This window comes from Streptococcus equinus (assembly GCF_900104225.1).
In the GTDB taxonomy this organism is placed as follows: Bacteria; Bacillota; Bacilli; order Lactobacillales; family Streptococcaceae; genus Streptococcus; species Streptococcus equinus_D.
In genome coordinates this window covers 502567-529293 of record NZ_FNJK01000001.1, presented here as the reverse complement: position 1 = coordinate 529293, position 26727 = coordinate 502567, and the positions used below count along the sequence as shown (strand labels likewise).

At 36.6% G+C, this 26727-nt stretch carries 26 protein-coding genes and 1 pseudogene; 2 read left to right on the top strand and 25 right to left on the bottom strand.

All coding sequences use genetic code 11. The features are described from left to right. Positions 1-2: 2 nt before the first annotated feature. The 7 genes from nox to BLP98_RS02530 all read right to left on the bottom strand — a co-directional run bounded on the left by nox (position 3) and on the right by BLP98_RS02530 (position 8192). Complete coding sequence (gene nox, locus BLP98_RS02560; protein WP_074481756.1) at positions 3-1370, bottom strand: H2O-forming NADH oxidase; 1368 nt, start codon at positions 1368-1370, stop codon at positions 3-5. Positions 1371-1480: 110 nt separating this feature from the next. Further along, positions 1481-2437 carry an ABC transporter permease gene (locus tag BLP98_RS02555; protein WP_074481755.1) on the bottom strand — a complete coding sequence of 319 codons (957 nt, stop codon included), beginning with the start codon at positions 2435-2437 and terminating at the stop codon, positions 1481-1483. A gap of 1 nt (position 2438) precedes the next feature. Then, a complete protein-coding gene (locus tag BLP98_RS02550; protein ID WP_074481809.1) occupies positions 2439-3491 on the bottom strand; it encodes an ABC transporter permease in 1053 nt (350 codons plus the stop codon). Next, positions 3484-5028 (bottom strand): ABC transporter ATP-binding protein, encoded by a 1545-nt coding sequence (locus BLP98_RS02545; protein WP_074481754.1) that lies wholly within the window; start codon positions 5026-5028, stop codon positions 3484-3486. Before BLP98_RS02545 ends, BLP98_RS02550 begins: the two co-directional genes overlap by 8 nt. Before the next feature lie 147 nt (positions 5029-5175). Then, complete coding sequence (locus BLP98_RS02540) at positions 5176-6240, bottom strand: BMP family lipoprotein (protein WP_081341152.1); 1065 nt, start codon at positions 6238-6240, stop codon at positions 5176-5178. Positions 6241-6431: 191 nt separating this feature from the next. Continuing rightward, positions 6432-7097: a deoxyribose-phosphate aldolase gene (gene deoC, locus BLP98_RS02535; protein WP_074481753.1), complete on the bottom strand. Its 666-nt coding sequence runs from the start codon at positions 7095-7097 to the stop codon at positions 6432-6434. A 504-nt stretch (positions 7098-7601) separates the two neighbouring features. Next, the gene (locus BLP98_RS02530) at positions 7602-8192 is read right to left on the bottom strand and encodes a class I SAM-dependent methyltransferase (RefSeq protein ID WP_074481752.1); all 591 of its coding nucleotides are present in this window, start codon (positions 8190-8192) and stop codon (positions 7602-7604) included. Positions 8193-8323: 131 nt separating this feature from the next. Here BLP98_RS02530 and coaA point away from each other — a divergent pair, with 131 nt between their 5' ends. Beyond that, positions 8324-9244 (top strand): type I pantothenate kinase, encoded by a 921-nt coding sequence (coaA, locus tag BLP98_RS02525; protein ID WP_074481751.1) that lies wholly within the window; start codon positions 8324-8326, stop codon positions 9242-9244. Between the two features lie 75 nt (positions 9245-9319). Beyond that, positions 9320-9571 carry a 30S ribosomal protein S20 gene (gene rpsT, locus BLP98_RS02520; RefSeq protein WP_004231769.1) on the top strand — a complete coding sequence of 84 codons (252 nt, stop codon included), beginning with the start codon at positions 9320-9322 and terminating at the stop codon, positions 9569-9571. Between the two features lie 84 nt (positions 9572-9655). On the opposite strand, the gene BLP98_RS02515 is transcribed toward rpsT, so the two are convergent. The 18 genes and pseudogenes from BLP98_RS02515 to BLP98_RS02430 all read right to left on the bottom strand — a co-directional run bounded on the left by BLP98_RS02515 (position 9656) and on the right by BLP98_RS02430 (position 26727). Next, positions 9656-10984, bottom strand: a complete 1329-nt coding sequence (locus BLP98_RS02515) for a sensor histidine kinase (RefSeq protein ID WP_074481750.1) — start codon at positions 10982-10984, stop codon at positions 9656-9658. Beyond that, positions 10974-11648, bottom strand: a complete 675-nt coding sequence (locus tag BLP98_RS02510) for a response regulator transcription factor (protein ID WP_074481749.1) — start codon at positions 11646-11648, stop codon at positions 10974-10976. The genes BLP98_RS02515 and BLP98_RS02510 overlap by 11 nt, the downstream gene beginning before the upstream one ends. Before the next feature lie 167 nt (positions 11649-11815). Further along, on the bottom strand, positions 11816-14359 hold the full coding sequence (locus tag BLP98_RS02505; RefSeq protein ID WP_074481748.1) for a M1 family metallopeptidase: 2544 nt from the start codon (positions 14357-14359) through the stop codon (positions 11816-11818). A gap of 215 nt (positions 14360-14574) precedes the next feature. Continuing rightward, positions 14575-15228 (bottom strand): phosphate signaling complex protein PhoU, encoded by a 654-nt coding sequence (phoU, locus tag BLP98_RS02500; RefSeq protein ID WP_074481747.1) that lies wholly within the window; start codon positions 15226-15228, stop codon positions 14575-14577. 30 nt (positions 15229-15258) lie between these two features. Next, the gene (gene pstB / locus BLP98_RS02495) at positions 15259-16017 is read right to left on the bottom strand and encodes a phosphate ABC transporter ATP-binding protein PstB (RefSeq protein WP_074481746.1); all 759 of its coding nucleotides are present in this window, start codon (positions 16015-16017) and stop codon (positions 15259-15261) included. A gap of 11 nt (positions 16018-16028) precedes the next feature. After that, entirely contained in the window at positions 16029-16832 is an 804-nt protein-coding gene (pstB, locus tag BLP98_RS02490; RefSeq protein ID WP_039696858.1) for a phosphate ABC transporter ATP-binding protein PstB, read from the bottom strand. Between the two features lie 10 nt (positions 16833-16842). Beyond that, a complete protein-coding gene (pstA, locus tag BLP98_RS02485) occupies positions 16843-17730 on the bottom strand; it encodes a phosphate ABC transporter permease PstA (RefSeq protein WP_039696857.1) in 888 nt (295 codons plus the stop codon). Continuing rightward, on the bottom strand, positions 17720-18637 hold the full coding sequence (gene pstC / locus BLP98_RS02480) for a phosphate ABC transporter permease subunit PstC (RefSeq protein WP_074481745.1): 918 nt from the start codon (positions 18635-18637) through the stop codon (positions 17720-17722). Before pstC ends, pstA begins: the two co-directional genes overlap by 11 nt. Before the next feature lie 9 nt (positions 18638-18646). After that, positions 18647-19513, bottom strand: coding sequence for a phosphate ABC transporter substrate-binding protein PstS (locus tag BLP98_RS02475; protein WP_074481744.1), 867 nt, complete (start codon positions 19511-19513; stop codon positions 18647-18649). Between the two features lie 142 nt (positions 19514-19655). After that, positions 19656-20966 (bottom strand): RsmF rRNA methyltransferase first C-terminal domain-containing protein, encoded by a 1311-nt coding sequence (locus tag BLP98_RS02470; RefSeq protein ID WP_074481743.1) that lies wholly within the window; start codon positions 20964-20966, stop codon positions 19656-19658. A 130-nt stretch (positions 20967-21096) separates the two neighbouring features. Beyond that, positions 21097-22451, bottom strand: a pseudogene (gorA, locus tag BLP98_RS02465) (glutathione-disulfide reductase). A gap of 13 nt (positions 22452-22464) precedes the next feature. Then, the gene (locus tag BLP98_RS02460) at positions 22465-22797 is read right to left on the bottom strand and encodes a DUF6568 family protein (RefSeq protein ID WP_074481742.1); all 333 of its coding nucleotides are present in this window, start codon (positions 22795-22797) and stop codon (positions 22465-22467) included. Between the two features lie 46 nt (positions 22798-22843). Next, on the bottom strand, positions 22844-23170 hold the full coding sequence (locus tag BLP98_RS02455; protein ID WP_074481807.1) for a putative quinol monooxygenase: 327 nt from the start codon (positions 23168-23170) through the stop codon (positions 22844-22846). 119 nt (positions 23171-23289) lie between these two features. After that, on the bottom strand, positions 23290-24114 hold the full coding sequence (locus tag BLP98_RS02450) for a ZIP family metal transporter (RefSeq protein WP_074481741.1): 825 nt from the start codon (positions 24112-24114) through the stop codon (positions 23290-23292). A 95-nt stretch (positions 24115-24209) separates the two neighbouring features. Then, positions 24210-24974: an inositol monophosphatase family protein gene (locus BLP98_RS02445; protein WP_074481740.1), complete on the bottom strand. Its 765-nt coding sequence runs from the start codon at positions 24972-24974 to the stop codon at positions 24210-24212. Next, a complete protein-coding gene (locus BLP98_RS02440; RefSeq protein WP_074481806.1) occupies positions 24964-25239 on the bottom strand; it encodes a UPF0223 family protein in 276 nt (91 codons plus the stop codon). The genes BLP98_RS02445 and BLP98_RS02440 overlap by 11 nt, the downstream gene beginning before the upstream one ends. A 90-nt stretch (positions 25240-25329) precedes the next feature. Beyond that, positions 25330-25734 (bottom strand): Spx/MgsR family RNA polymerase-binding regulatory protein, encoded by a 405-nt coding sequence (locus BLP98_RS02435; RefSeq protein ID WP_074481739.1) that lies wholly within the window; start codon positions 25732-25734, stop codon positions 25330-25332. A gap of 42 nt (positions 25735-25776) precedes the next feature. Next, positions 25777-26727, bottom strand: a complete 951-nt coding sequence (locus tag BLP98_RS02430; protein WP_327084534.1) for a bifunctional riboflavin kinase/FAD synthetase — start codon at positions 26725-26727, stop codon at positions 25777-25779.

Sequence of the window (26727 nt, the reverse complement as noted above, 5' to 3'; positions counted from 1 at the left end):
TCTTATTTTGCATTTAAGGCAGCCATTGTAATGTAATTATATGGCTTATTGAAATGAGGTAAGAAGAATAAATCAGTAAGTGCGAGTTTATCAATTGTCACTCCTTCTTGGATAGCAAGTGAGAAAAGGTGAATTCCCAATGAAATATCTGCCATCGCCATCATTTGTGCACCTAAAATACGTCGACTAACTTTATCGTAAACGATTTTTAAAGTAACTTCAAAATTGTTTTTCTCAATAAAATCAAGCTTTTGTTTATCACTATACTCAACTTCTTCTGCATCGATACCTTTGGCCTTTGCTTTTTCGAGTGTTAACCCTGTTGAAACCATATTCAAGCCATAAATTGAAATACCATTTGAACCTTGGACACCAATCCCTTCAAGTTTATGACCACAAGCATTATGTGCAGCAACAATACCGGTTCTAACAGCGTTTGATGCAAGTGCAATATAGTCAGTTTCACGAGACGCATTGTTATAGATTGTTGCACAATCTCCAATTGCGTAAACATCTTGAGTACTTGTTTCTTGATTCTTATCAACTAGAAAAGCTCCATTTCTGAACAAATCGAGTTTGCCTTCAGCGAGACTTGTATTTGGTCGAAAACCTACGGCAAGAATAACCATATCGACATTATAAGTTGCCTTATCGGTAACAATTTTTTCAACTTTTGTTTTTCCGACAATTTCTTTTACAGTTTCACCAAAAGCTAGTTTAATGCCATGAACTTGAAGATTAGTAGCCATAATATCGCTTAAATCTTTATCATAGTATCCAGCGAGACAAGTATCAGCAACGTCGATTAAAGTCACTTCTTTACCTTTTCTTTGGAAGGCTTCGGCGAGTTCAACACCAATATAACCAGCGCCCACAACTGCAACACGAGAAATGTCTCTATCTTTTAGTTTTTCAATAACATCTTCGGCATTTTGGTATAACTTAACAAATTGAATATTTTCAAGTTCTGCTTCAAATTCTAGTGAACCTTCTTTCAAACTAACACCTTTGATTGGTGGGATGATTGGCTGTGAACCAGTAGCAAATATTAATTTATCGTATGATTCTACGTGAACTTTACCTTCAACTTGTGCAGTAACTGTTTTTTGATCAAAATCAATTGACCCTACAGGAGAGTTCATGTAAATTGTAGCACCTAATTGTTCAAGTTCTTCTTTATTCGAATAAAAAAGTCCTTCAGGTCCTGAAATTTGTTGACCAATCCATAAAGCCATACCACATCCCAAAAATGAGATATTAGAGTTTTGATCAAATACTACAACTTCGTTTTCTGAACCATAGTTAGTTAACATCGTTTTTATGCAAGCTGTACCAGCGTGATTTGCTCCAATAACAACAATTTTACTCATAGAAGTAACCTCAATTATATTATTTTATTAAGATAACTATATCACACATGTAAACCGCTTACAAATATTTAGCTTAAAAAATAAGTTGGCTTCACACCAACTTATTTTCTTTATTTAGATTTAATGTAGTTAACACCATCTGCTTTTGGCGCTACTGCTTTACCAAAGAACGCTGCCAAGACAACGATTGTCAATACATAAGGAGCGACTTTTAGGTAAACAGGTGGAATATTTGAGAAGAATGGTAATTGTGCACCGATAATAGCAAGTGATTGTGACAAGCCAAAGAATAAACTTGAAAGCATTGCTCCAACAGGATTCCAGCGACCGAAAATCATTGCAGCAAGAGCGATGAAACCAGGACCTGCGATTGTAGTTACCGCAAAGTTGTTAGAAATAGTTTGGGCATAAACCGCTCCACCAATTCCTCCAAGGAAACCTGAAATCATAACACCAGCATAACGCATAAGGTAAACGTTGATACCAAGGGTATCAGCAGCTTGTGGATGTTCACCAACTGAACGAAGACGCAAACCAAAGCGTGTTTTAAAGATGATAAACCATGAAACAAATGACACCAAAATCGCTACATAAGCAACTAATGAGGTATTATTGAAGAAGACTTTCCCGATAAATGGAATATCTTTTAAAATTGGGAATGAGAATCGTCCAAATGTTTGTGTGATTGTATCAGTTTGTCCTTTACCAAATAAGTGACGACATTGGAAAACGGCAAATGATGGTGCAATCAAGTTCAGTACTGTACCAGATACAACGTGATCAGCACGGAAATTAATAGTAGCCACTGCGTGGATAAGTGAGTATAAAATACCAACCAAACCAGCAACAATTGAAGCAATCCAAGGTGTTGCGTGTCCAAAGACATCAGCAAAACTTAAGTTGAAAAGAACACCAGAGAAAGCTCCCATTACCATGATTCCTTCAAGACCGACGTTAACAATACCACCTCGTTCTGAGAAAGTTCCACCGATACTTGTAAAAATCAAAGGTGCTGAGTAGATTAACATGGAAGAAACTAATAGGGCTAACGTTGTTGAAAAACTCATCTTACTTTCCTCCTTCTTCTTTTTTAGTTTTGATAAATCGACGAATCATATAGTCTGCACCGACAAAGAAAATAATGAAGGCAGACACAACATCAATAACTTCTGATGGAATACCAATCATACCAGTTTTACCAATTGAAAGCACCGCATAAAGGAAGGCAGCAAATGGAATACCTACAGCTGAATTCACAGCAAGAAGCGATACGGCCATTCCGTCCCAACCAATACTCAATGAACTTGTTTGTGAGTACACATTTCCAAATGTTCCAAGCCCTTCAACTGTACCACCTAGACCAGCCAACGCACCAGAAATAATCATTGAAACAACAATCAAATGTTTAGCTGACATACCAGCATATTCAGCAGCATGTGGATTAATACCTACAGAAGTAATTTCATAACCAAGCGTTGTCTTACGCATCATAAACCAAACGATTAGAACAGCAAGTAAAGCAATGAAAATACCAATATTGATACGTGAATTATCAGTCAAAGCTGACAACCACTCAGTTTGATAAGAAGTGTTTTTTGAAACTTTGATTGTTGCTTCAGTTGTACGCATGATACTATCTGGGAAAACATCTTGAATCAAATATTGAGTTCCGTATAAGATAATGTAGTTCATCATGATCGTTACGATAACTTCACTTGTTCCAAGGAAAGCTCGTAAAATACCAGGAATTGCTCCTGCAATACCACCAGCAACAAGACCAACCAAAACAGTACAGATTACTGAAATTGGTTTTGGTAAATCTGGAAATGACAGAGCAAACCAAACTGACATTACCCAACCCATTAACGCTTGACCTGGAAGACCAACGTTAAAGAAGCCAGCTTTTGAAGCTACTGAGAAACCAAGGGCAATCAGGATAAGTGGACCCATTGCACGGAAGATTTCCCCAACATTTTTAACAGTACCAAAAGCTGTATAAAGCAAATCATTATAAGCCCAGAAAGGATTATATCCAAAGCAAAGCATAAGGATTGCTCCAAGCAACATTCCTAGGAACACTGCAATTAATGGAACAGCCCATTTTTGGGTTTTCTTAGACATTAACATTAGAATCCTCCTTTTCCACTTTTCCACCAGCCATCAAAATACCAAGTTCTTGTTTATTGGTTGTGGCAGGGTCTAAGATACCTTGAATTTTACCATCATGAATAACGGCAATACGGTCGGAAACATCAAGGATTTCATCTAATTCAAAACTAATAACCAAAACGGCTTTACCCTTATCTCGTTCAGCAACCAAACGTTTACGGATATATTCAATGGCACCAACATCAAGTCCACGAGTTGGTTGACTAACAATAAGCAAATCTGGGTTTCGATCGATTTCACGAGCGATAACAGCTTTTTGTTGGTTACCACCTGAAAGTGCACCACCCGAAACTAATTCACTTGCTGCACGAACATCAAATTCTTTCATCAACTTACGAGCATGTTCATTTAACTTATTATAGTTCATGAAACCATGTTTGCTAAATGGTTCTTTGTAGTAAGTTTGAAGGGCGATATTTTCAGCAATTGTCATATCAAGAACCATACCATCACGATGACGATCTTCTGGGACATGTCCAACGCCAAGTTCTGTAATTTTACGAGGACGTTGATTTGTCATATCAGAACCTTTGATGAAGAATTGACCAGATTCAACTTTACGCAAACCTGTAAGAGCTTCTACAAGTTCTGTTTGACCATTACCATCAATACCAGCAATACCAACGATTTCACCTGCACGAACATCAAGCGACAATTCTTTGACAGCTGGAACTCCACGGTTTTCGTTAACAACCAAGTCTTTGATTGAAAGAACGACATCTTTTGGATTGGCAGGAATCTTATCTGTTTTGAATGAAACAGCACGACCAACCATCATTTCAGCCAATTCATTACTTGTTGAATCAGCAACTGGAACTGTTTGAATTGATTTACCGTGACGAATAACTGTTACGCGATCTGCAACCGCACGAATTTCATCCAATTTGTGTGTGATTAAGATAATTGATTTTCCTTCTTTAACCAAATTACGCATAATATCAAGTAATTCAGTGATTTCAGAAGGCGTTAGAACAGCAGTTGGTTCATCGAAGATAATGATGTCCGCACCACGGTAAAGTGTTTTTAAGATTTCAACACGTTGTTGCGCACCAACTGAAATATCAGAAATTTTGGCAGATGGATCAACCGCTAAACCGTATTTCTCAGACAGTTCTTTAATTTCTTTACTAGCCTTTTTAAGGTCAAGAACACCTGCGCCTTTTGTGACTTCATTACCTAAGATAATGTTTTCAGCAACTGTAAAAGCTTCTACCAACATAAAGTGTTGGTGAACCATTCCGATACCCATCTTAGCTGACTTAGATGGAGAATCAAGTACTGCTTCTTCACCTTTTACTAAGATTTGACCACTTGTTGGTTGCAAAAGGCCAGCAAGCATATTCATCAAAGTCGATTTACCGGCTCCATTTTCTCCAAGAAGAGCGTGGATTTCACCTTTTCTGACTTGTAAATTAATATGGTCATTTGCGACAAAATCACCGAATTTTTTGGTAATCTCACGCATTTCTATGACGTTTTCTTGTGTCATGTGTGATCCCTTTCAGTCTAATAATAATTTTTAGGTCAGTTAAGCCCATTAAAAACTAACATTAATGAACTTAACTGAGATAAAAATACATTTTATCTCAGCCCCTGAAAAAAGGCGACCAATTTGGTCGCTTTTTCATAAGAGCGATTATTTGTTTACGCCATCGTCAACTTTTACTTCGCCTTTGATAACTTTATCTTTTGCAGTTTCTACAGCAGATTTAATGTTATCAGGAAGGTTTTTAGTAACAAGATCTACACCACCGTCTTTAAGACCGTATGTTTTAGTTGTGTTACCGTCAAATTTATCACCTTTAAGTTGACCGTTAGCGATATCTTTAACAACTTGACCTACTTCTTTGATTGTTGAAGTCAAAACGAAGTTTGATTTCACTTTATCAGATGAAGTGTAGTTACCTTCTTCAGTTTGGTCGCGGTCTACACCAATAACCCAAACTTTTTTGTCGCTATCAGCAGGCAATTTTTCATTGATTTCTTTAGCTTGTGAGAAGACACCAGTACCTGAACCACCAGCAGCATGATAGATTACATCTGCACCGCTAGCATACATTGTTGCAGCGATTGTTTTACCTTTAGCAGAATCAGAGTAAGAACCAGCATATTGAACGTCAACTTTGATTGAACTATCAACTGAAGCAACACCTTCTTTGAATCCAGTTTCGAAACGAGTGATTGTATCAGATTCAACACCACCTACGAAACCAACGTGTTTAGTTTTTGTTTGCATTGCTGCAGCGATACCTGCAAGGTAAGCACCTTCGTTATCAGCGAACAATACACTTTCAACATTTTTGTGGTCTGCTACAACGTCATCAATGATAACATAGTTTGTTTTTTCATTTTGTGGAGCAGCTTCATCAACAGCATCGTGAAGGTTGTAACCAATTGCAAAAACAAGGTTGTAACCATTTGAAACAGCTGAATCAAGGTTTGTTGCATAGTCTGACTCACTATCAGATTGGAAGTAAGTGTAGTCAGTATCTTTTTTCAATTTGTTTTCTTTACCCCAAGCTTGCATACCTTCCCATGCAGATTGGTTGAATGATTTATCATCAACACCACCTGTATCAGTTACGATAGCAGCTTTAACGCTTGAATCTGAGCTAGAGCTAGATGAATTTGAACGGCTACAAGCACCAAGAGCCAATGTTGCTACTGCAGCAAGTCCAAGACCAACAATTTTCTTGTTCATGAAAATGAACCCCCCTAAAAAACTTATAAGCAACGGTTGTTGCAAAAATCTATCAAGCCAGATGGCTTAATGAACACTCTGAAGATAGACTTAGACAAGTCTATAAAACTGTGGTAATAACACCACCTGACCGTCATCTCGACCGTCCACAATCAAAAATAGGTTGTGTTTAAATCACTCGATATTAATGATTAATAACTACCTTCTGCAGCAGTTTCACCATTAACAATTGCAACACCTGATGAAGCACCAATACGAGTTGCGCCAGCTTTAACAAAAGCTTCAGCATCAGCATATGTGCGTGCACCACCGGCAGCTTTGACACCAACATTAGGTCCAACTGTTTTACGCATAAGCGCAACGTCATGAACATTTGCACCAGCAGTTGAAAAACCAGTAGATGTTTTAACGTAATCAGCGCCAGCCGCAACTGACAGTTCACAAGCTTTTACTTTTTCTTCATCAGTCAAAAGACAAGTTTCAATGATAACTTTAACCAATTTATCACCACTTGCTTCAACAACAGCACGGATATCATTTTCAACAAGGTCATATTGTTTAGCTTTTAATTGGCCAATGTTAATAACCATGTCAATTTCATCTGCACCGTTTTCAATAGCATCTTTTGTTTCAAATGCTTTAACACGACTTGTGTTAGCCCCTAGAGGGAAACCGATAACTGTACAAACTTTAACATCTGAATCTTTCAAAGCTTGTGCTGCGTATGAAACCCAAGTTGGATTAACACAGACACTAGCAAAGTTATATTCTTTCGCTTCAGCAATAAGATGATCAATTTGATCTTGAGTGCTTTCAGGTTTCAATAAAGTGTGATCAATGTATTTGTTAATAGACATTAATATAATTTCCATTCCTTCCTGAAAATGTTATTTTCATTTCATTAATAATTACACTCTACCTATTCTACCATTTTTTTGATAGAATGTAAGTCTTTTTTGCTATTTTTTTAATAAACAGCAAAAATGGCAAAATCCGAAAATTCATTAAAACGCTTTTTTTGTTTCTTTTTTATCTATAAACCTTGTTAAAGCCTTGTTTTTGTACAAAATATGACACATATGTCACATATCATATTCGGTATTTCTGAACATTTTTATATTATTTTACTATAAACAACAAGTTTTTACGAATATAAAATCTTACTTTTTTGATACTCTGAGCGCTTTAAATTAGTGTATTTTATGACTTTTATGTGAATAATTATACTTTAAAAAGTGACCTTTGTGTCATAATTATTCTATGACATTTGTCACAAAGCTTATTATTGTAGGAATTCAATAAAAAAATCTCTATCAAACTAGAATCAATATCTAATTCAATAAAGATTTTTTATTCACTTATTAATTTTTTTCACTGCGCAAAATATAATAGCCTTTGTCACGTTTTAAAATCTCTACATTTCCAAAAACTTCTTCCATTTTCGCTTTAGCACTTGGTGCTCCTTGTTTTTTCTGAATCACAATTGTTAGATTCCCGCCTGCATTTAAGTAGTTGATACTTTCGGATATAATAGTATGAACTACTTGCTTACCAGCTCGAATTGGTGGATTACTGATGATATAATCAAATGTTCCATTCACTTTTTCGTAAATATTTGATTGGAAGATATCAGCGCAAATACCATTTTTTTGTGCATTTTGTTTTGCCAAATCAATGGCACGATTATTGATATCAACCATGGTCGGCTTAACCCCTTGAACTTTGGCTAACGAAATTCCTAGAGGTCCGTAACCGCAGCCAAGATCCAAAAGCGTTTTACCTTTTTCAAAATCCAAGGTATTTAAAAGTACTTGACTACCATAGTCCACCATTTTTTTCGAAAAAACACCTGAATCTGTTAAAAACGTGAAAGATTCCCCAAGTAATGTGACTTTCAATTCATGAATGTCATGAGCACTATCGGGATTTTCTGCGTAATACATTTTAGTCATTCTTCTATCACTTTCTCTTATAATGCACTTCTATTTTATCATACTCTTCCATCATATCAAACGTTGTAACTGTTTTCAATCCTTCCTTAAAATGCTATAATAAGGTACACAACCTCTTTAAGGAGTTTCGTATGACCAACGAATTTATTAACTTTGATCTTATTTCTCGTGAAACTTGGCAGGAGTTACATCGTAAGACTCAGCCACTTCTTACAGCTGAGGAACTTGAATCAATTAAAAGTTTAAATGATAACATAAGTATCCAAGACGTTATTGAAGTATATCTTCCTTTAATTAGCTTGATTCAAATTTACAAAAATGCTCAAGAAAATCTATCTTTTTCAAAAAGTATTTTTCTAAAGAAAGAAGCGAGTAATCGACCTTTTATTATCGGAATCTCTGGTTCTGTAGCTGTAGGGAAATCAACAACAAGCCGTCTGTTACAGCTTCTCCTATCTAGAACATTTAAGGATAGTAAGGTAGAAATGGTAACAACAGATGGTTTTATTTATCCAAATAAGGAGTTAATTGAACGAAATATTTTAGACCGAAAAGGTTTCCCTGAAAGCTATAATATGGAACTTCTTCTAAACTTCCTTGATACCGTTAAAAATGGAATGACTGCTCATATTCCAGTATATTCACATGAAGTTTATGATATTATTCCTGACCAAGAACAAATAATTGAGGCACCAGACTTCTTAATCGTTGAAGGTATTAACGTTTTCCAAAATCAAAAAAATAAGCGTATTTATATGACCGGTTACTTTGACTTTTCTATTTATATTGATGCTGAAAATGATTTAATTGAAAAATGGTACTTGGAACGTTTTGATAGTTTGCTTGAGTTAGCTAAGACAGACAAAAGCAACTATTATAATCGTTTTGTTAAAATGCCTCATAAGGATGCCCTAGAATTTGCTAAAATGGTTTGGAAAACGGTTAATCTTGTCAATCTTGAAAAGTATATCGAGCCAACTCGTAATCGGGCTGAATTGATTTTACACAAGACTGATAATCATAAGATTGATAGTATTTACTTGAAAAAATAAGTAAATTTTCCTGAAACAGTGATTAAGGCTTGCCAAAATGCAATAAATTCTATATAATAATGTAGTTAGATTAATTTGGAGGTGAAAACATTGGCAAATATTAAATCAGCTATCAAACGCGCTGAACTTAACGTTAAACAAAACGAAAAAAATTCAGCACAAAAATCAGCTATGCGTTCTGCTATCAAAGCATTTGAAGCTAACCCATCTGAAGAGCTTTTCCGTGCTGCTTCTGCAAGCATCGATAAAGCTGAATCAAAAGGTTTGATTCACAAAAACAAAGCTAGCCGCGATAAAGCACGTCTTGCTGCTAAATTGGCTAAATAATATCCAATGAAAACTCCAAATGGAGTTTTTCTTTTTCTAATGAACACTCTTACAAACCAAAAAGGACGCTAATTAGCGTCCTTTTTATTTACCAAAATTATGTCGATTGAATCGAACTTCAAAAATTGTTCCTTTTGGATGATTATCTTTTACTTGAATATCACCCTTCAAAGCATCAACAATTTGTTTTGCTAATGACAATCCAAGACCAAACCCACCTTTTTGGCGTGTTCTAGCTTTGTCAATACGATAAAAACGATCAAAAATCTTTTCTTTATCAGCATCACTAATACCTGGTCCATTATCAGAGATTGTCAAAATCGTTTGACGCTCTGTTGTCTTAACAGTAAATTCGATAAAACCATCATCATCAGTGTACTTAATAGCATTATCAAATAAGATAGTCATCAATTGTTTGAGCAGCGTCTTATCAGATTTTATTGGACGATCAGCTGAATTGTGAGCAACAAATGTTTTGCCATTTTCTTTGGCAATCATATTGTAATTCTCAAAAATTTCGTTAAAAGTAGATGGTTGAATCTCTTCCAATTCAACTTTTAAGCCATCGTCTCGTCTAGCAAGATTTAAAAGATTAGTTGTTAGAATCCGCATATTTCGCACTTCATCAAGACTTGCCGCGATACTTTCGCTATTATCAAGAATTGTTGCATCCGGTCGTCTAAACAAACTTTCAAGACGATTTTGAAGCACCGCTAATGGTGTTCTAAGTTCGTGACTGGCATTTTCAACAAATCGTTTTTGTTTTTCGTAACTTTCTAAAATCGGCTTACGCGTCCAGTTAGCCAAATAAACGCTTGCTAAAATAGAAATCATCCAGAAGATAATCATAATTGAAATGGTAATCGTCACATAACGTTCATTGGCTTCATCAAGCTGACTGACACTAATTAAGAACGTTGCGTATTCAATCGATGGATAGTCACTACTATAAACTCTAACAGTTAAAACATGGTATTTTTCAGTTTGACCAAAGATAGTAGTCATCTTCTCGTCTTTAATCTCACCAACCGAATCCTCATCAACACTAGATGTCAAGGTTCCAAATTGAACAAATGCGTCCAAAGCATTTACGATTTTTCCATTTGAATCATACAAAAGAACGCTGACATTACTTAAACCAGCGACAGTTGAACTTGACTTACTTTTTCCTGGTCCATTCAAACCATTATTCGCTTGCAATGAATCACTTCGCTCCATCGTTCGTGTCACGTAATCACTTGCATTGTCCGCTGCATTTTGCAAAGTTGTATCTACAGAAGAATAAAGACCATATCTCATAATCTGCAAGATAATGGTAGTCATAATGATAAAGATCCCAGTAAATACCGCAAAGAAATGGAAAAAGTGAGAAAAAGTCCCAGTAGATAATTTTTTGTGTATGTTATTCAGCATCTTTTAGAATATATCCCACACTACGTAGCGTTTGTAGATTGTTAGCAAAGCTTGTGCCTTTTAGTTTTTTTCGAATCTTAGACACATAGACTTCAACAACTGAAATCGTGGTATCACTATCAAATCCCCAAATACGGTCAAAAATTTGAGATTTTGGCAAGATAACATTTTGGTTTTGCAAGAAATAAACCAACAAGTCAAATTCTTTACCAAGCAACTCAACTTTCTCACCGTTTACTGTGGTTGTGTTTGTTGAGGTATCAGCTGTTAATTCATGGTAAGACAAAGTATTATCATTGAATTTTCCAGAGCGTTTTAAAAGCGCTTGAATACGCATCTTCAACTCTTCAAGGTAAAATGGTTTTGTTAAATAGTCGTCAGCACCAAGTTCAAACCCATGTCCTTTGTCGTCAAGACTTTCTTTAGCTGTCATAATTAAAACTGGTGTTGTAATGCCATCTTCACGTAGTTCTTTAAGAACTTGGAAACCATCTTTTTCTGGCAACATTAAATCAAGCAAGATAAGATCATAAACACCACTTTCTGCTTCATATAATCCTTCTTCACCGTCAAAAACTTGCATAACATCAGCAAAATCGTCTAAAAAATCAAAGATTGAATTTGATAAGCTCAAATCATCTTCTACTAATAAAATCTTAATCATATATCTGCTCCCTTATTCATCTTATTATATCATGACTTAACCCTTTGGTCTAAGTATTTAATGCAATTTATTTAGTCTATCAAAAGAATATCGAATTGAGCTTAAGATTTCCTAAAAGACAGAAAAAAAGCGCCTGAGTTTTCACTCAAACGCCTCTTTATCACTGCTTATTTAACTGCTGCTAGGGCTTCTTCAACAGCAACTTTACTTGTGCTAATTAAATCAAGACGAGCTGAGATTTCTTTAATACCCATTGTGATGTTACGGCTAATAGCCATATCATTCAATTGAGGTTCAAAGAAAGCTTTATACTCTTCAAGACGTTCAACTGTCTTGAATGAATTAGCTGGGTAGATAACAAATTTATCAAAACTCATATCGCCACCAAGTGCAGCTTTAATCCAATCCCAGTTTTCTCGAGCCCATGTCCAGAATGCACCTTGAGAGAATGGTTTATCAAGGAATGGACGGTACCAACTCATAGCTAAGTCTTGAGGTTTAACAACATCTTTATTTTTCAACTCAGCCAATACACGTTCAACTGTTGCATTATCTTTTGTATTTGACAAAGCAGATGCCAATTGACGTTTGAAGTTACCGTCATTTGTTTTCACATAAGTGTCAAGGTAAAGAGATACTAAATCTTCAGTTTCAGCGTGTTTGATTTGGTTGGCAAGAACTGACATACGGATTGATGCTGGAATAGCTTCGATATTATCTTTATGTTGGTGGAAGATTGCTTCAGCTTTTGTAACAGCATCTTCATTATCAGCATACAACATCAATGAAATAGTATTTTGTCGAACCATCTCATCTTCATCAGATTCACCAGCTTTTGGTTCAAAACCTAAACGATCGTAGTTCTTTTGCATCAAACGACTAATCAAGGCTTTGAATTGAGCTTGTGCTTGACTTCCTTCGTCTAAGAAGATATCCAAACCATCAACAACTTGAGAAATAGCTTCTGCTACCAAGTATGATGTTTCATCAGAAAGTTTTGTTAATAATGGCACTAACTCAGCGTATGAGATTTCGCCACTTTCAGCAAGCAAACGACGTTCTTGGATTACTTGAAGTTTTGAAACTGTATCAAGTTCAGTCAATTGTTCAAGAACTGTATCTAACAACTCACCTTTGTAGTTTGTGATATAGTGGGCTGTATTTTCTGTATTGAGACGGAAAGCTCCATCATTTTCAGAAGCAAGTTTGCTGTAATTAGGAATTTCAAGACGAGCTTCTGTTAAAGTATCTGGAAGACCTTTCCAATTGCTATTTAATGGAATTGGCCAAATACGATTTTCATCAACACTTTCACCAACGAAGAATTGTTTTTGGCTAAGAACAAGTGTATCATCAACCACTTCAGCTGTTACAACAGGGTAACCAGGTTGTTCTAACCATGCATCCATGAAGACAGCAACATCTTTTCCAGACGCTTCTGACAAGGCATCCCAAAGGTCACGACCAATTGTATTGCTGTATTGATGTTTTTCAAAGTAAATTTTAAGACCGGCACGGAAATCTTCATCACCTAACCAACGACGAAGCATGTGCATCAAGCGACTACCTTTAGCGTAAACAATAGCTGGATCAAACAATGTATTGATTTCATCAGGGTGTTTGACTTCAACGTGAACAGATTGAACACCATCAGTTGCATCACGTTTAAGCGCTAATGGAAGACCTCCTGTTTGGAAATCTTCAAAGATATTCCATGATGGTTCAATGGCATCAACTGAAACATATTCCATCATATTGGCGAATGATTCATTCAACCATAGGTCATCCCACCATTTCATTGTAACAAGGTTACCGAACCATTGGTGAGCTAATTCGTGAGCAACAACAAGGGCTACACTTTGACGACTCTTAACTGTTGAGTTTTCATCAACAAGGAGATAAACTTCACGGTATGTTACTAAGCCCCAGTTTTCCATAGCTCCCGCTGAAAAGTCAGGAAGCGCAACGTGATATGACAATGGAATTGGGTATTTAACACCAAAGTATTCTTCGTAAAAGTCAATGACACGAACAGCAATGTCTAGTGAAAAATCTAGAGATTTAAGAGCATGTGCTTTTGTTGAGAAAACTCCTACTTCAGTACCGTTTTTAGTTTTAGCGGTTTTACCTTGCAAATCACCAAGAGCAAAAGCTAATAGGTATGAAGACATACGAGGTGTTGTATCAAACGTCCAAAGACCAGTTTCTTTACGACGATCAGCATCAACTTCAGGCATGTTTGAAAGAACGATTTCGCCTTCGTTTTGGTCAAATTTGATACTCAAATCAAATGTTGCCTTAGCTTCTGGTTCGTCAACACATGGAAATGCTTCACGCGCAAAGTGACTTTCAAATTGAGTTGAAATGACTTCTTTTTTAACCCCATCAACTGTGTAATATGATGGGTAAATACCAGTCATGTTATCAGTGATATTACCTGAAAACTCAACAACAAGTGTCATTGTTCCAGTTTCTGGTAATTCAACATGGACAGCTTCATTATCATTATCAATCGTAAATTCAAGATTTTGATTGTCTAACAAAACAGAAGCAACTGTCAAATCTTTTTGGTGGAATGAAATAACATTATCTAAAGCTTCACCACTAATGGCAACGTTACCTGAAAAAGTTTTGTCTTGACGGTTAATATCAAGGAAAATATTATAATTTTCAGGAACAAACTTTTCAATAAAATGTTCTACAGTTTTCATATAACTCCTTTAAAACGTAGAATGAGGACCAGTATACTGCTTCCCCATATCACCTAATCTTTTAAAAATTAAATCGTATGATGGATTGTATAATAAATGAAAATTCAGAAAACGACAATACCATCAAACTTCATCATTATATCACAAAATATGATATATGTCAGTTTTAAAAAGCCTATTGAAAAAGACTGCCTAATAGACAGTCTTTTAAACTTTTACAATTCAATAATTTTTCCTGTTTTAAGGTAAATAACCCATTCACAAAGGTTACGAGCATAATCACCGATACGTTCTAAGTAAGTAATTACTTGAAGATACTCTTTACCAGCAAAAACAGTATCTGGTTGTTGACGAATAGATTCAACAGCCATGTTTTGAATTTCTTTAAAGTAGTTATCAATGACTTCATCAGAAGCTGCAACTTCATAAGCGCGTTCTTCTTCACCTGTCACATAAACATCAAGCGCTTCTTCTACCATGTTACGAACGGCTTTACCCATTTTTTTGATTTCTGCTTCAACTTCTGGCAAACGTTCTTCGCCTTTAACACGAATAGTTGCTTTAGCGATTGATGTAGCATGGTCACCCATACGTTCAACATCGCTAGATGCTTTCAAAACGGTAATAACCGTACGTAAATCTTGTGAAACGGGTTGTTGTAGGGCAATGATTTCAAGAGATTTTTTCTCAAGTTTTGTTTCGAAATTATTAACAATTTCGTCGCCTTCAATAACCTCTTTAGCCAATTCACGGTCATGGCTGATAAAAGCACGAACTGTTTTGTTAATTTGTGACAACACTTCAGTACCCATAGCATAGAATTGGTTATGCAATTTTTCTAATTCATCGTCAAATTTTGATCTTAACATAATATCATCTCCTTTTGAGTGTTCCCAAAACTAACCAAATTTACCAGTAATATAATCTTCGGTTTCTTTACATTTAGGATCCATGAACATTTCATGAGTTTTTCCGTACTCAATGAGTTTTCCATCAAGGAAGAAACCGGTACGATCTGAGATACGTGATGCTTGTTGCATTGAACGTGTCACAAGAAGCATTGTGTATTTATCTTTCAAACCATAAAGCGTATCTTCGACCTTACCTGCTGAGATAGGGTCAAGAGCTGATGTTGGTTCATCAAGTAAAATAATTTTTGGACTTGTTGCAAGAACACGTGCTACACACACACGCTGTTGTTGACCACCTGACAAGCCAAGAGCAGAATCATGCAAACGGTCTTTGACTTCATCCCAGATTGAGGCACCAATCAAAGAACTTTCAACTGCTTCATCCAAAATTTGCTTATCCTTGATTCCTTTTAAACGCAAACCATAAACAACATTTTCATAAATTGACATTGGAAATGGGTTAGGTTGTTGGAAAACCATTCCGATTTCTTTACGAAGTTCAACAGTGTCTGTTCTTGGACTGTAAATGTTATGTCCGTTATAAACGATTGATCCTGTTAGGGTTACTTCAGGGTTCAAGTCCCCCATTCGATTAATCGAACGTAATAGTGTTGATTTTCCTGAACCAGATGGACCAATCAATGCAGTAATTTCATTAGGATAGAAATCCATAGAGACATTATTGAGCGCTTTTTTCTTATTATAGTAAACAGATAAGTCTCTTACTTTTAAAATAGGTTCTGTCATGTCTTGCCTTTCTAACCAAAGTGTCCTGACACATAATCGCTAGTTGATTGCAATTTGGCATTTTGGAAAATATTATTGGTTTTATCGTATTCGATCAAATCCCCCAAATAGAAGAAGGCTGTATAATCACTAGCACGTGCGGCTTGTTGCATGTTATGAGTAACAATAATGATTGTGTAATCTTTTTTCAACTCAAACATTGTATCTTCCAGTTGCATTGTCGCAACAGGGTCAAGGGCTGATGCAGGTTCGTCCATCAAAAGAATATCAGGTTTCACTGCGATAGCACGAGCGATACACAAGCGTTGTTGTTGACCGCCTGAAAGGGTGAAGGCTGATTTATGCAAATCATCTTTCACTTGATCCCAGAGGGCAGCTTGTTTTAGAGAAGTCTCAACGATTTCATCTAAAAATTGTTTATCTTTAACACCTGCACGTTCGTAGGCAAATGTAATATTTTTATAGATTGATTTAGCAAATGGATTTGGTCGTTGGAAAACCATTCCGATGTGCTTACGCATTTCGTAAACGTTAATGTTTTTGGCATTAACATCAATACCTTCGTACAAAATTTGTCCAGTGACTTTCGCAATATCAATGGTATCGTTCATACGATTTAGGCTACGAAGAAAAGTTGATTTACCACATCCTGAAGGTCCGATAAGAGCAGTGATTTTATTTTTTTCAAACTGCATATCAATCCCCTTGATAGCTTCTTTTTGACCATAGTAAACATGAAGGTCTTTTGTAGCTAGGGCTAATTTTTCTTCAGGAAAAGTAATAATATGTCTTTCATTCCAGTTATACTTTGTCATCTCTTCTCCTTTATTTTGCTGACGTTAATTTGGCGTGAAGTTTTTTACCGATATAACGTGCTGAGAGGTTGAAAATTAAGATGAAAATCAAGAGAACTGCAGCACTTCCTTGCGATACTTGAGTCGCATCAGGAATCGTTCCTTCACTATTAACTTTCCAAATGTGAACAGCCAAAGTTTCGGCTTGACGGAAAATTGAAATCGGACTTGTAATACTTAGCGGATTCCAGTTTGACCAATCGAGAGCTGGTGCTGATTGACCAGCTGTGTAGATAAGCGCTGCTGCTTCACCGAAAATACGACCTGAAGCAAGAACGATACCAGTCACAATACTTGGAAGAGCTTCTGGAATGACCACATGAACTACTGTTTCCCAACGTGACAAACCAAGCGCAAGACCTGCTTCACGTTGTGTGTGGTGAACATTACGAAGACCATCTTCAACATTACGTGTCATTTGTGGAAGGTTAAAAACGGTAAGAGCAAGGGCACCTGAGATGATTGAGAATCCATATTGGAATTGAACAACGAAAATCAAGTAACCAAACAAACCGACAACAACAGATGGTAAAGATGAAAGAATTTCAATACATGTTCTGATGAAATTAGTAAAACGGCCTTTTTTCGCGTATTCAGACAAATAAATTCCTGCTCCCATTGATAAAGGGATAGAAATAACCAATGTGATTACCAAAAGAAAGAGGGAATTATACAATTGAATCCCAATACCACCACCAGCTTCATATGATGATGATTTACCCGTCAAGAATGACCAGTTGACATGTGGTAATCCATTAACCAAGATATATAGTAATAATGATGCCAAAATCGCAACAATAATCCCAGCAATTGTGTAGAGAATTCCTGTTGCTAACTTATCAAATTTCTTAGCGTGCATAGTTTCTCTTTCTTTCTCTTGTAATAAATTTCACGAGCATGTTGAATCCTAGGCTCATGATGAGTAGAACCAACGCTAGTGACCAAAGAACATTATTTTGAACAGTTCCCATAACGGTATTACCAATTCCCATTGTAAGAACGGATGTTAGGGTTGCTGCTGGAGTTGTTAGTGATGTAGGAACAACTGCTGAGTTACCAACGACCATTTGGATAGCTAAGGCTTCACCAAAGGCACGTGCCATACCGAAAATAACTGCGGTAAAGATACCAGGTCTAGCAGCATTTAAAATAACGCGCCAGATGGTTTGCCAACGAGTGGCTCCCATCGCTAAACTAGCTTCTTTATAATGTCTTGGCACTGCTTTTAAACTGTCAATTGTCATGAAAGTAACCGTCGGTAAAATCATAACAAACAAAACACAGACACCGGACAAAATACCAAAACCAGTTCCACCAAAAATAGAACGTGTAAATGGCACAATGACTTGTAGCCCAATGAACCCATAAACAACAGATGGAATACCTGTCAATAATTCAATTGCTGGTTGTAGAATTTTAGCTCCATATTTTGGAGAAATTTCTGTCATAAAGACCGCTGCACCAATAGCAATAGGTGTTGCTACCAAGGCAGACAAAATCGTTACAATAAATGATCCCAAAATCATTGGAAGGGCTCCAAATGATCCTGAACTTGGATCCCATTTACTTCCAAAAAGGAATTTGATCGGGTTAACACCGTCAACGAAGAAAGTTGATAACCCTTTTTGAGCAACAAAGATTAAAATCATTGCAACAATGAAAACAATCAGTACTAAACAAAAGAATGTAATGCCTTTTCCGAACTTCTCAAGGCGAGAATTTTTCGAAGGCGTTGTTAACTGTTTCTCAAGATCTTGATTTCTCATAACATCTCCTTATTTTGCTGTAACAGTGCCATCAGCTGCTTTTGTAACTTTCATATCGTTAACTGAAATATAGCCCATTTGTTCAACGACACCTTTTTGGACATCATCACTCATGACGTAGTCCAAAAATTCTTTAGTCAAACCAGTTGGTTTACCTTTCGTATACATATGTTCATAAGACCAGAGTGGCCAGTTATTTTTTGTTACATTTTCAGCAGTTGGTTTGTAGCCGTTCAAACGAATTGTCTTAACGGAACTATCTACATAGGCAAAAGCAAGATAAGAAATAGCCCCTGGAGTTTGCGAAACAATTGATTTAACCATACCATTTGAGTCCTGCTCTTGACTTTGAATAGCTGAATCACCTTTCATGATAACACTATCAAAGGTCGCACGAGAACCTGAACTTGCAGCACGGTTGATAATAGAAATGGCCAAATCAGGTCCACCAACTTCTTTCCAGTTCGTAATCTTACCAGTAAAGATTTGATGTAATTGATCTGTCGTTAGATTGTTAACTGAAACTTTCTTGTTAACAATAACCGCAAGACCTGCTACTGCTACTTGGTGATCCACCAACTTATCAGCATTAATACCTTCTTTTTCTTCTGCGAAAACATCGCTGTTACCAATTTGAACAGCCCCTGATTGAACTTGTGAAAGACCTGTACCAGATCCACCACCTTGGACATTGACTGTTTTTCCAACATTAGTCGATCCAAATTCATCTGCGGCAGCTTCTACCAGTGGTTGCAAAGCTGTCGATCCGACACTTGTAATCGACTGACCTTTATCAATCCAGCTTGCGCAGCCAGACAGTGCAAAGGTCACTGAGGTAACTAGCAATAAAAAGCTAAGAATTTTCATTTTTTTCATTTGCGATTCCTACTTATTTTGAAAATAAAAAGTAAATAACATGAAGTGTTACAAATACCTCACAAGGAAATAGTATCACATCACTGAAACCTTGAAAAGTGGTTTTCAACCTATGTCACTCAAAAATTGTACCTATAACAGTTTAGGGATTAAAGCGAAGTCCTTTTGGAAAGTAATTTTTCAGAATATTCCCAGTAACTTTTGCAAAACCTATGCCGTTGCCGTTTACAGAAACTAAATACCAACCATTTTTTAATGGATTTTCTAAGTTTATGACATTTCCTGTAACATAAACCTTGAACTGTTCTATATCAATTTCTACAAACTGTTCTACGTCATTTGGTGAAAGGGCTAAGCCCAATGCAAAAGATGGTTCGAAACGATTTTTCTTAAATGTTCCTAGATGAAGTCCATTGCGAGCAATTTTTAATTTACCTAAATCAGGCAAACCTTCTGGCAACAAATAAAGGTTATCACCAAAGGTTTGTAGGAGCCCACTTAGCTCAATTTTTAGATGTTTTTTGGCGAAATCTTGCCATAAATTAAGCTGATCTTTTGTTAGATTAGATTTTATAGGTTTGACTTTGCGGTGAGCTGGTTCTCTCGTATCATGTAGCTTAGCAACAAATTGTCCTTCACCTTTAAAACGGTGTGGATACATGCGAGCAACTTCAGGCATGTCAATTCCTTCAGCCATCCCGTTGATTTTCTCAATCGGAACAAGCTCAAGGTTGTCGTATTCTGATAGTAACCAATTTACCACCCCTTCATTTTCCTCTGGGGACCATGTACATGTTGAGTAAACAAGTGTACCACCTGGAGCAAGCATTTTCATTGCTTCTTCTAAGATTTCCTTTTGGAGACTGGCACATTCAGCTGGATATCCTTCATGCCAATATTGTGTCGCTGAAGGGTCTTTTCGGAACATTCCTTCTCCAGAACAAGGACCATCAAAGACAATCAAGTCAAAGTACTCTTTGAAAACTTTTGCTAATCTATCTGAGCTTTCATTGGTCACCACAACATTTTTTGCACCAAATCGTTCGACATTCTCAACAAGGATTTTACTGCGCTTGTTAGAAATCTCATTGCTGACCAAAACGCCAGTATTATTCATATAACTGAGAAGGTGAGTTGATTTTCCACCAGGTGCTGCAGCTAAATCAAGCACTCGCATGTTTTCCTTGGGTGCTGCTACTTGTGCAACCATCTGAGCAGCAGGTTCTTGAGAATAAACCAATCCAGAGACATGTTCAGGTGACTTACCAGATACTTTCCCATAGTGACCCCACGGGGTATTTGGAATTGCTGAATCGAAGGTTTGCTGAGCATTTTTTAGAGGATTTACACGAAATCCAGAAACAGCTTCTTGATCAAATGTAGCAAAGAAATCATCTGCTTCTTGTCCAAGAAGATTACGGTATTTTTCAATAAATTTATCAGGTAATTTCATACTTATATGATAACAATTTCACATGTTAATTACAACTTTAAGACAAGCATATGACTGATTTAATCAGTAATTTAGTCAATAAAAAGCAGTTCATTATCCGAACTGCCTTATTTGTATAAAAATCTAAAAGCTATCTCATTGTCACAAACTCCTCTGCTCCTGTTGGATGAATGGCTACCGTATTATCAAAATCTTCTTTAGTTGCTCCCATTTTGATAGCAACTGAAAAACCTTGAATCATCTCATCAACACCATAGCCAATACCATGTAAACCGATGATTTTCTCGTCATCACCTAAAGTAACCAACTTCATTTTACTTGGTTGGCGATGATTGCCTAGAGCTGTATACATAGGTGTGAAAGTTGAGCGATAAACTTTAATTTTATCTGCCCCAAATTCTTCAATAGCTTTTTCCTCTGAATACCCGATAGAACCAATGGCTGGATGACTAAAAATGACTGTGGCAACGTCTTTATAATCCATTTTTGCAGTTGGTTTGTTGTTAAAGAGGCGTTCTGATAATTGTCGTCCTGCTTTAACTGCCACAGGTGTTAGTTCAAGTTTACCATTAACATCTCCTAGAGCGTAAATACCTTCAACAGAAGTATTTTCATACTCATCTGTCTTAATGTAGCCCTCTTTGGTCAATCCTACTCCTGTTTTTTCAAGACCAAATCCGCTCACATTAGCCTTGCGTCCAATTGCCCAAATGATAGCGTCTACCGTGTAAGATTCACCATTTTCTAAAATTAACGTCAAAGAGTCATCGGCATTTTTTTAACTTCTTTTGGAATTGAGTGCGTATGTAATTGTGGACCACTTTCGGCCATGTATTTAACAAGGGTTTCAACAATTTCTTTATCAAACGTACGAAGTGGTCGTTCATTACGAACAAAAAGGTCCGTCTTTGAACCGAGTGCATGTAAGACTCCGGCAAGTTCGACAGCGATATAGCCTGCTCCAACAACAGCAACACGCTTTGGAAGACTATCTAAGGCAAAAAAATCATCTGAAATCATGCCGTATTCAGCACCTGGAATATCAGGATAAAGAGCATGACCACCAGTCGCAATTAAAATGTGCGGAGCTGTATAGTATTGACCAGCAACTTCAACCGTATGAGGATTAACAAAACTAGCATAATCATAAACGCGATCAACACCATTGTTATCAAATCCACGTTCATAAGAGGCATGAATACGATCGATATAGGCCTTACGATTAGCTTTTAGCGTTTTGAAATCAAAAGTCGTATCAGTGATGTGAAAACCATATTCGCTAGCATAGGTCTGAATCGTCTCAGCAACCTGAGCCCCGTACCACATCACTTTCTTAGGAACACATCCTAAATTAACACAGGTACCACCAACCTCTTTTGCTTCAAATAGAATGACTTTAGCACCATGCATAGCCGCACGATTAGCTGAAGCAATCCCGCCAGAACCTCCACCAATAACAATATAATCGTATTGCTTAACGTCCATATATTCTCCAAATCTAATTCTTGATAAACTCTAAAATAGCTTCTTCTGACAACGATGAATCACACACCACTTTAACGTGACCAGCTTTAGCCACTAACAAACCTGGTACAGTTGAAACATCATATGCTGTTCTTAATTCTTGAATACCTGAATCAAGTCCTTCACTATTTACAAAGTAAACAGTAAGTTGATTATCTTTGGCAACCTGTGTTAACTTTGGTTCAAAGCGGCGACAATATGGACAACTAGGGCGACCAATAAAGAGAATAAAATCTTCAGCTGTTTCTAAAAACTTTTTAGCTTCTTGTGCAGTGATTTCTGTAAAAAATGATGCAAATGATGTCATCTGAATACCTCCTGTAGAAAACTTAATAATCGATGCAATTGATAAATTAATGGCGAATAAAAGCACTGTCATCAACGTCACTATTATCTGAAACATAACGTTCAACTGTCATATGCAAATCGTATTTATCACGCAACTTTGCCAAAGTAGCCATCATCGGTGAAGCGTGATGACTGTCAAGGGCTTCTTGATTTTCCCAACTATCAATCAATAAAACTGTCTCAGTTTCTTTAGCCGGAAAGAAATAGTCATAGCGTAAATTACCTTTTTCAGCACGAATAGCATCTGCTATACCAGATTTTTCCATTTCTTCTACAAATCGTCTAGCACTGCCGTTTGCACCTTTATAATACAAATTAACTGTAATTGCCATAGCATCACCTTTTTCTTTTTTGTCCATTTTAATAAATTTTGAAAACTGTTTCAAATAATTTGCACACCAAAAAAGAGATTGAGAAATTTTACCTCAACCTCTTTTTGAATATAAAGTGATTAGCCTAATGCCACATCCATCACCATCATGATAACAAACCCAACCATTAAGCCAAGAGTTGCCACATCAGTATTCTCATTCGTCTGTGATTCAGGAATTAACTCTTCAACAACAACGAAAATCATGGCACCAGCTGCATAGGCCAGAGCATACGGAATAATTTGTAGCATAATAATTACTAAAGCTGCTCCTAAAACAGCTCCAATAGGTTCAACAATTGCTGACATTGACCCCAAGAAGAATGCTCGTGATCGTGAACTGCCATCAGCTCGAATCGGAATCGACAACGCAGCACCTTCTGGGATATTTTGTAAACCAATCCCAATAGCAAGACCAATAGCACCAATAAGCGCCGAACTAGTCATATTACCAGAAGCCAAAGCTCCAAAAGTAACACCGACCGCTAGACCTTCTGGAAAATTATGAATAGTAATCGCTAAAAAGAGAAGAGCTGTTTTTGATAGTTTTTTCTTTGGTTGAATCCCTTCAGCTTCAGACACTTCTAACCCCAAGTGTAAGTGTGGGACAAGAGCATCAATCAAACGAAGACTAAAACCACCTAATAAAAAGCCAACTGCTGCAGGTACCCAAGCAAAATTGCCATAATCAGCTTTAGCGTAGGCAAGCGCTGGGTCAAGCAAAGACCAAAAGGACGCTGCAATCATTACTCCGGCCGCAAACCCCATCATGACATCAAGTAATTTGCGACTAACTTTGGTAAAGAAAAAGACAACTGCAGACCCTACAATAGTACATCCCCACGTAAATAAACCTGCTAACAAGGCTAAAAGGACAACATTTTGTGTCATTAGCCAATTTATCATAAAAAAACTCCTTTTATAAAATTTACCCAATTAAAACGTTTTCTATAAATTATCCTCATTTTACCATAGATATAAAAGAAAAACCTAGTAAAATACTAGGCTTTAGATAAATAAGTTTGTATCGTTGATAATTTTGCTTTCGGAACAAACATGATTTTTTGACGATGTGTAAAATCAGGTTCTTCACCATCAATAGTTAACAAAACATAGCCAAGCTTATCACCCATCACCTTAGCGGCTGCATAGTCCCAAGGTTGAATATATGAAAAGTATGCCATCAACTGTCCTGCCATGACAGCTGCCATGCTGATACCTGCACCACCATAAACACGAACACCTAAAGTTTGTTCAATCAAATCATGCAAACCATGATAATTACTAGCAAACATGTTAGCGTTACAGCCTACCAAAAAACGATTCAATGGTCGATCTTTAAAGGGTGGTAATTTTTGGTCATTCACAAAAACATCAAATTGACCACCACCACTATACAACAAATCATTCATCACATCGTAAATCAAACCAAATTGACCGATACCATCCTCATAATAAGCAATCATAACGGCAAAATGTGTGCCTTGAGCCACAAAATTCACTGTTCCATCAATAGGGTCTAAAACCCAGACATTGCCATCAGTGATATCATGATGGACACCGTTTTCCTCAGCTAAAATGTGGTCATCTGGATAGACTTGTTTAATATTAGCGATTAGTAATTCCTGCGTTTCTTTATCTAAATTGGTTACTAGATCATCAAAACGCGTCTTTTCTTCGATTTCAAGATCCTTAACCATATTTTTTTTGATAAAGTCGCCTGCTTCACGAATCATTTTTTTAGCAAATTGAAACTTATTTTCCAAGGGAAATGTATCCTTTCTCCTTTGCTTTAGCAGCTTTTACGGCTTGATACGTTGAATAGCCGCTACTTTGTTGAAATTCGCGATCAATTTGTTTTTCTTGTGCTTTACTTTTAACAATGGTTTTAAAAGTTGCATAGCTATCTAATAAATCGCTCACAGCAACTTTTGTTTCATATGCGGCCTCAACCTGATTTAAAAAATGAAGCACTGATGCTATCTCTTCAGTGCTCCAAGACAAATCAAGTGGATAGCTGTAATTTTTCATACAAAGATTTTCCAAACTTCTAGGAAAAGCCTCTTTCTTCATCAAGAGAACTCATAGCTTTTTTCGCTAAGAAGTTATTCCTTTCTAATTCTATCCTTCAATTTCTGCTTTTATCGTAGCATCACGCAATTCCTGTTTACGATAATCACGTGGCAAAAAAGCACGAATTTCATCTTCGTTAAATCCGATTTGCATCCGTTTATTGTCCAAAATAATTGGACGACGAAGCAAACCAGGATTTTTCGCAATTAAATCAATCAATTCTGAAACAGACAAGTCGTCGAGGTCGATATCTAACTTTTGAAATACTTTTGATCGAGTTGAAATAATATCTTCTGTTCCATTTTCTGTAAAGGCCAAAATAGCCATTAATTCATCGCGACTAAGAGGACTGGTAATGATATTGTGTTCTTGAAATTTAACATCGTGTTCATTAAGCCAAGCTCGTGCTTTTCGGCAGCTTGTACAACTTGGTGACAAAAATAAAGTAATCATAAAACCACCTCTCTAATCTTCTTAACTTAATTATACAAAATTTTAAAAAAGTTTTCTATTTTTTTCCCAATTTTGGGCAATTTCTTTATCAATTTTTAAGCGCTTAACTAATTCATCTGCTCCCGAGAATTTTTCCATGCCACGAATCTTGTCCAACCAAATAATCTCGACGGTTTCTCCATAAATGTCATCATCAAAACCAAAAATATTTGCTTCAAGTCGTAAATCTTGACCACCGAATGTGACATTTTTCCCAATGCTTGTCATTGAGCGGTAGCGTTTTCCTGAAACAATAATATCTGATACATAAACACCGTCGCCAGGAAGATAGATGCGATCCAAAACAGCTAAGTTTGCTGTTGGAAATCCTATCGTACGGCCTCGTGCATCTCCGTGAACCACAATACCTTTAGTTGAGAATTCATAGCCTAGAAGGCGATTCACTTCAGAAACATTTCCTGACAGGATTTCCTTACGAATTCTACTAGAACTAATTTTTTCACCATTATCTTGAACTTCTGGCACTACTATCACTTGACCATCAAAAATTTCTGCCAAATCATTAGCATCTTTGCGATCATGCCCAAATTTATAATCAAAACCTACGACAATTGTTTTTGCACGTAAAGCTTTAATATAAGTTTCAAGAAATTCTTTTGATGACTTTTTCGAAAAATCAGATGTGAAATCAATTAAATAGAGGTCATCTACGCCGTATTCGGCAAATTTCTCATAACGCTTTTCTGGCGATGTTAAATTCAATAATAATTCAGGTGTAAAGCGAGCAAGAGCTAAACGCGGTGATTCATTAAACGTCAAAACAGTCAAATCCAATTGATCACGTTTTGCAATTTCTCTTGCTTGATCAAATAAAGCTTTGTGACCTTTATGAAGGCCATCAAAGTATCCCAATACTAAAACACTATCTCGAGTGCGTTCAATGTCTCGAGTGCGTTCAATGTCTCGAGCATCTTTTATTTGTTGAATATTCAT

What these genes read in the sequence shown, in the direction of transcription:
- BLP98_RS02470 (WP_074481743.1), bottom strand. Translation starts at nt 20,966, where the DNA reads ATGAAATTACCTGATAAATTTATTGAAAAATACCGTAATCTTCTTGGA.
- BLP98_RS02505 (WP_074481748.1), bottom strand. Translation starts at nt 14,359, where the DNA reads ATGAAAACTGTAGAACATTTTATTGAAAAGTTTGTTCCTGAAAATTAT.
- pstA (WP_039696857.1), bottom strand. Translation starts at nt 17,730, where the DNA reads ATGCACGCTAAGAAATTTGATAAGTTAGCAACAGGAATTCTCTACACA.
- BLP98_RS02550 (WP_074481809.1), bottom strand. Translation starts at nt 3,491, where the DNA reads ATGTCTAAGAAAACCCAAAAATGGGCTGTTCCATTAATTGCAGTGTTC.
- deoC (WP_074481753.1), bottom strand. Translation starts at nt 7,097, where the DNA reads ATGTCTATTAACAAATACATTGATCACACTTTATTGAAACCTGAAAGC.
- BLP98_RS02430 (WP_327084534.1), bottom strand. Translation starts at nt 26,727, where the DNA reads ATGAATATTCAACAAATAAAAGATGCTCGAGACATTGAACGCACTCGA.
- BLP98_RS02555 (WP_074481755.1), bottom strand. Translation starts at nt 2,437, where the DNA reads ATGAGTTTTTCAACAACGTTAGCCCTATTAGTTTCTTCCATGTTAATC.
- BLP98_RS02515 (WP_074481750.1), bottom strand. Translation starts at nt 10,984, where the DNA reads ATGCTGAATAACATACACAAAAAATTATCTACTGGGACTTTTTCTCAC.
- BLP98_RS02450 (WP_074481741.1), bottom strand. Translation starts at nt 24,114, where the DNA reads ATGATAAATTGGCTAATGACACAAAATGTTGTCCTTTTAGCCTTGTTA.
- coaA (WP_074481751.1), top strand. Translation starts at nt 8,324, where the DNA reads ATGACCAACGAATTTATTAACTTTGATCTTATTTCTCGTGAAACTTGG.
- BLP98_RS02475 (WP_074481744.1), bottom strand. Translation starts at nt 19,513, where the DNA reads ATGAAAAAAATGAAAATTCTTAGCTTTTTATTGCTAGTTACCTCAGTG.
- BLP98_RS02455 (WP_074481807.1), bottom strand. Translation starts at nt 23,170, where the DNA reads ATGGCAATTACAGTTAATTTGTATTATAAAGGTGCAAACGGCAGTGCT.
- pstB (WP_039696858.1), bottom strand. Translation starts at nt 16,832, where the DNA reads ATGACAAAGTATAACTGGAATGAAAGACATATTATTACTTTTCCTGAA.
- nox (WP_074481756.1), bottom strand. Translation starts at nt 1,370, where the DNA reads ATGAGTAAAATTGTTGTTATTGGAGCAAATCACGCTGGTACAGCTTGC.
- BLP98_RS02435 (WP_074481739.1), bottom strand. Translation starts at nt 25,734, where the DNA reads ATGATTACTTTATTTTTGTCACCAAGTTGTACAAGCTGCCGAAAAGCA.
- BLP98_RS02440 (WP_074481806.1), bottom strand. Translation starts at nt 25,239, where the DNA reads ATGAAAAATTACAGCTATCCACTTGATTTGTCTTGGAGCACTGAAGAG.
- BLP98_RS02510 (WP_074481749.1), bottom strand. Translation starts at nt 11,648, where the DNA reads ATGATTAAGATTTTATTAGTAGAAGATGATTTGAGCTTATCAAATTCA.
- pstC (WP_074481745.1), bottom strand. Translation starts at nt 18,637, where the DNA reads ATGAGAAATCAAGATCTTGAGAAACAGTTAACAACGCCTTCGAAAAAT.
- pstB (WP_074481746.1), bottom strand. Translation starts at nt 16,017, where the DNA reads ATGACAGAACCTATTTTAAAAGTAAGAGACTTATCTGTTTACTATAAT.
- phoU (WP_074481747.1), bottom strand. Translation starts at nt 15,228, where the DNA reads ATGTTAAGATCAAAATTTGACGATGAATTAGAAAAATTGCATAACCAA.
- BLP98_RS02540 (WP_081341152.1), bottom strand. Translation starts at nt 6,240, where the DNA reads ATGAACAAGAAAATTGTTGGTCTTGGACTTGCTGCAGTAGCAACATTG.
- BLP98_RS02545 (WP_074481754.1), bottom strand. Translation starts at nt 5,028, where the DNA reads ATGACACAAGAAAACGTCATAGAAATGCGTGAGATTACCAAAAAATTC.
- BLP98_RS02530 (WP_074481752.1), bottom strand. Translation starts at nt 8,192, where the DNA reads ATGACTAAAATGTATTACGCAGAAAATCCCGATAGTGCTCATGACATT.
- BLP98_RS02460 (WP_074481742.1), bottom strand. Translation starts at nt 22,797, where the DNA reads ATGACATCATTTGCATCATTTTTTACAGAAATCACTGCACAAGAAGCT.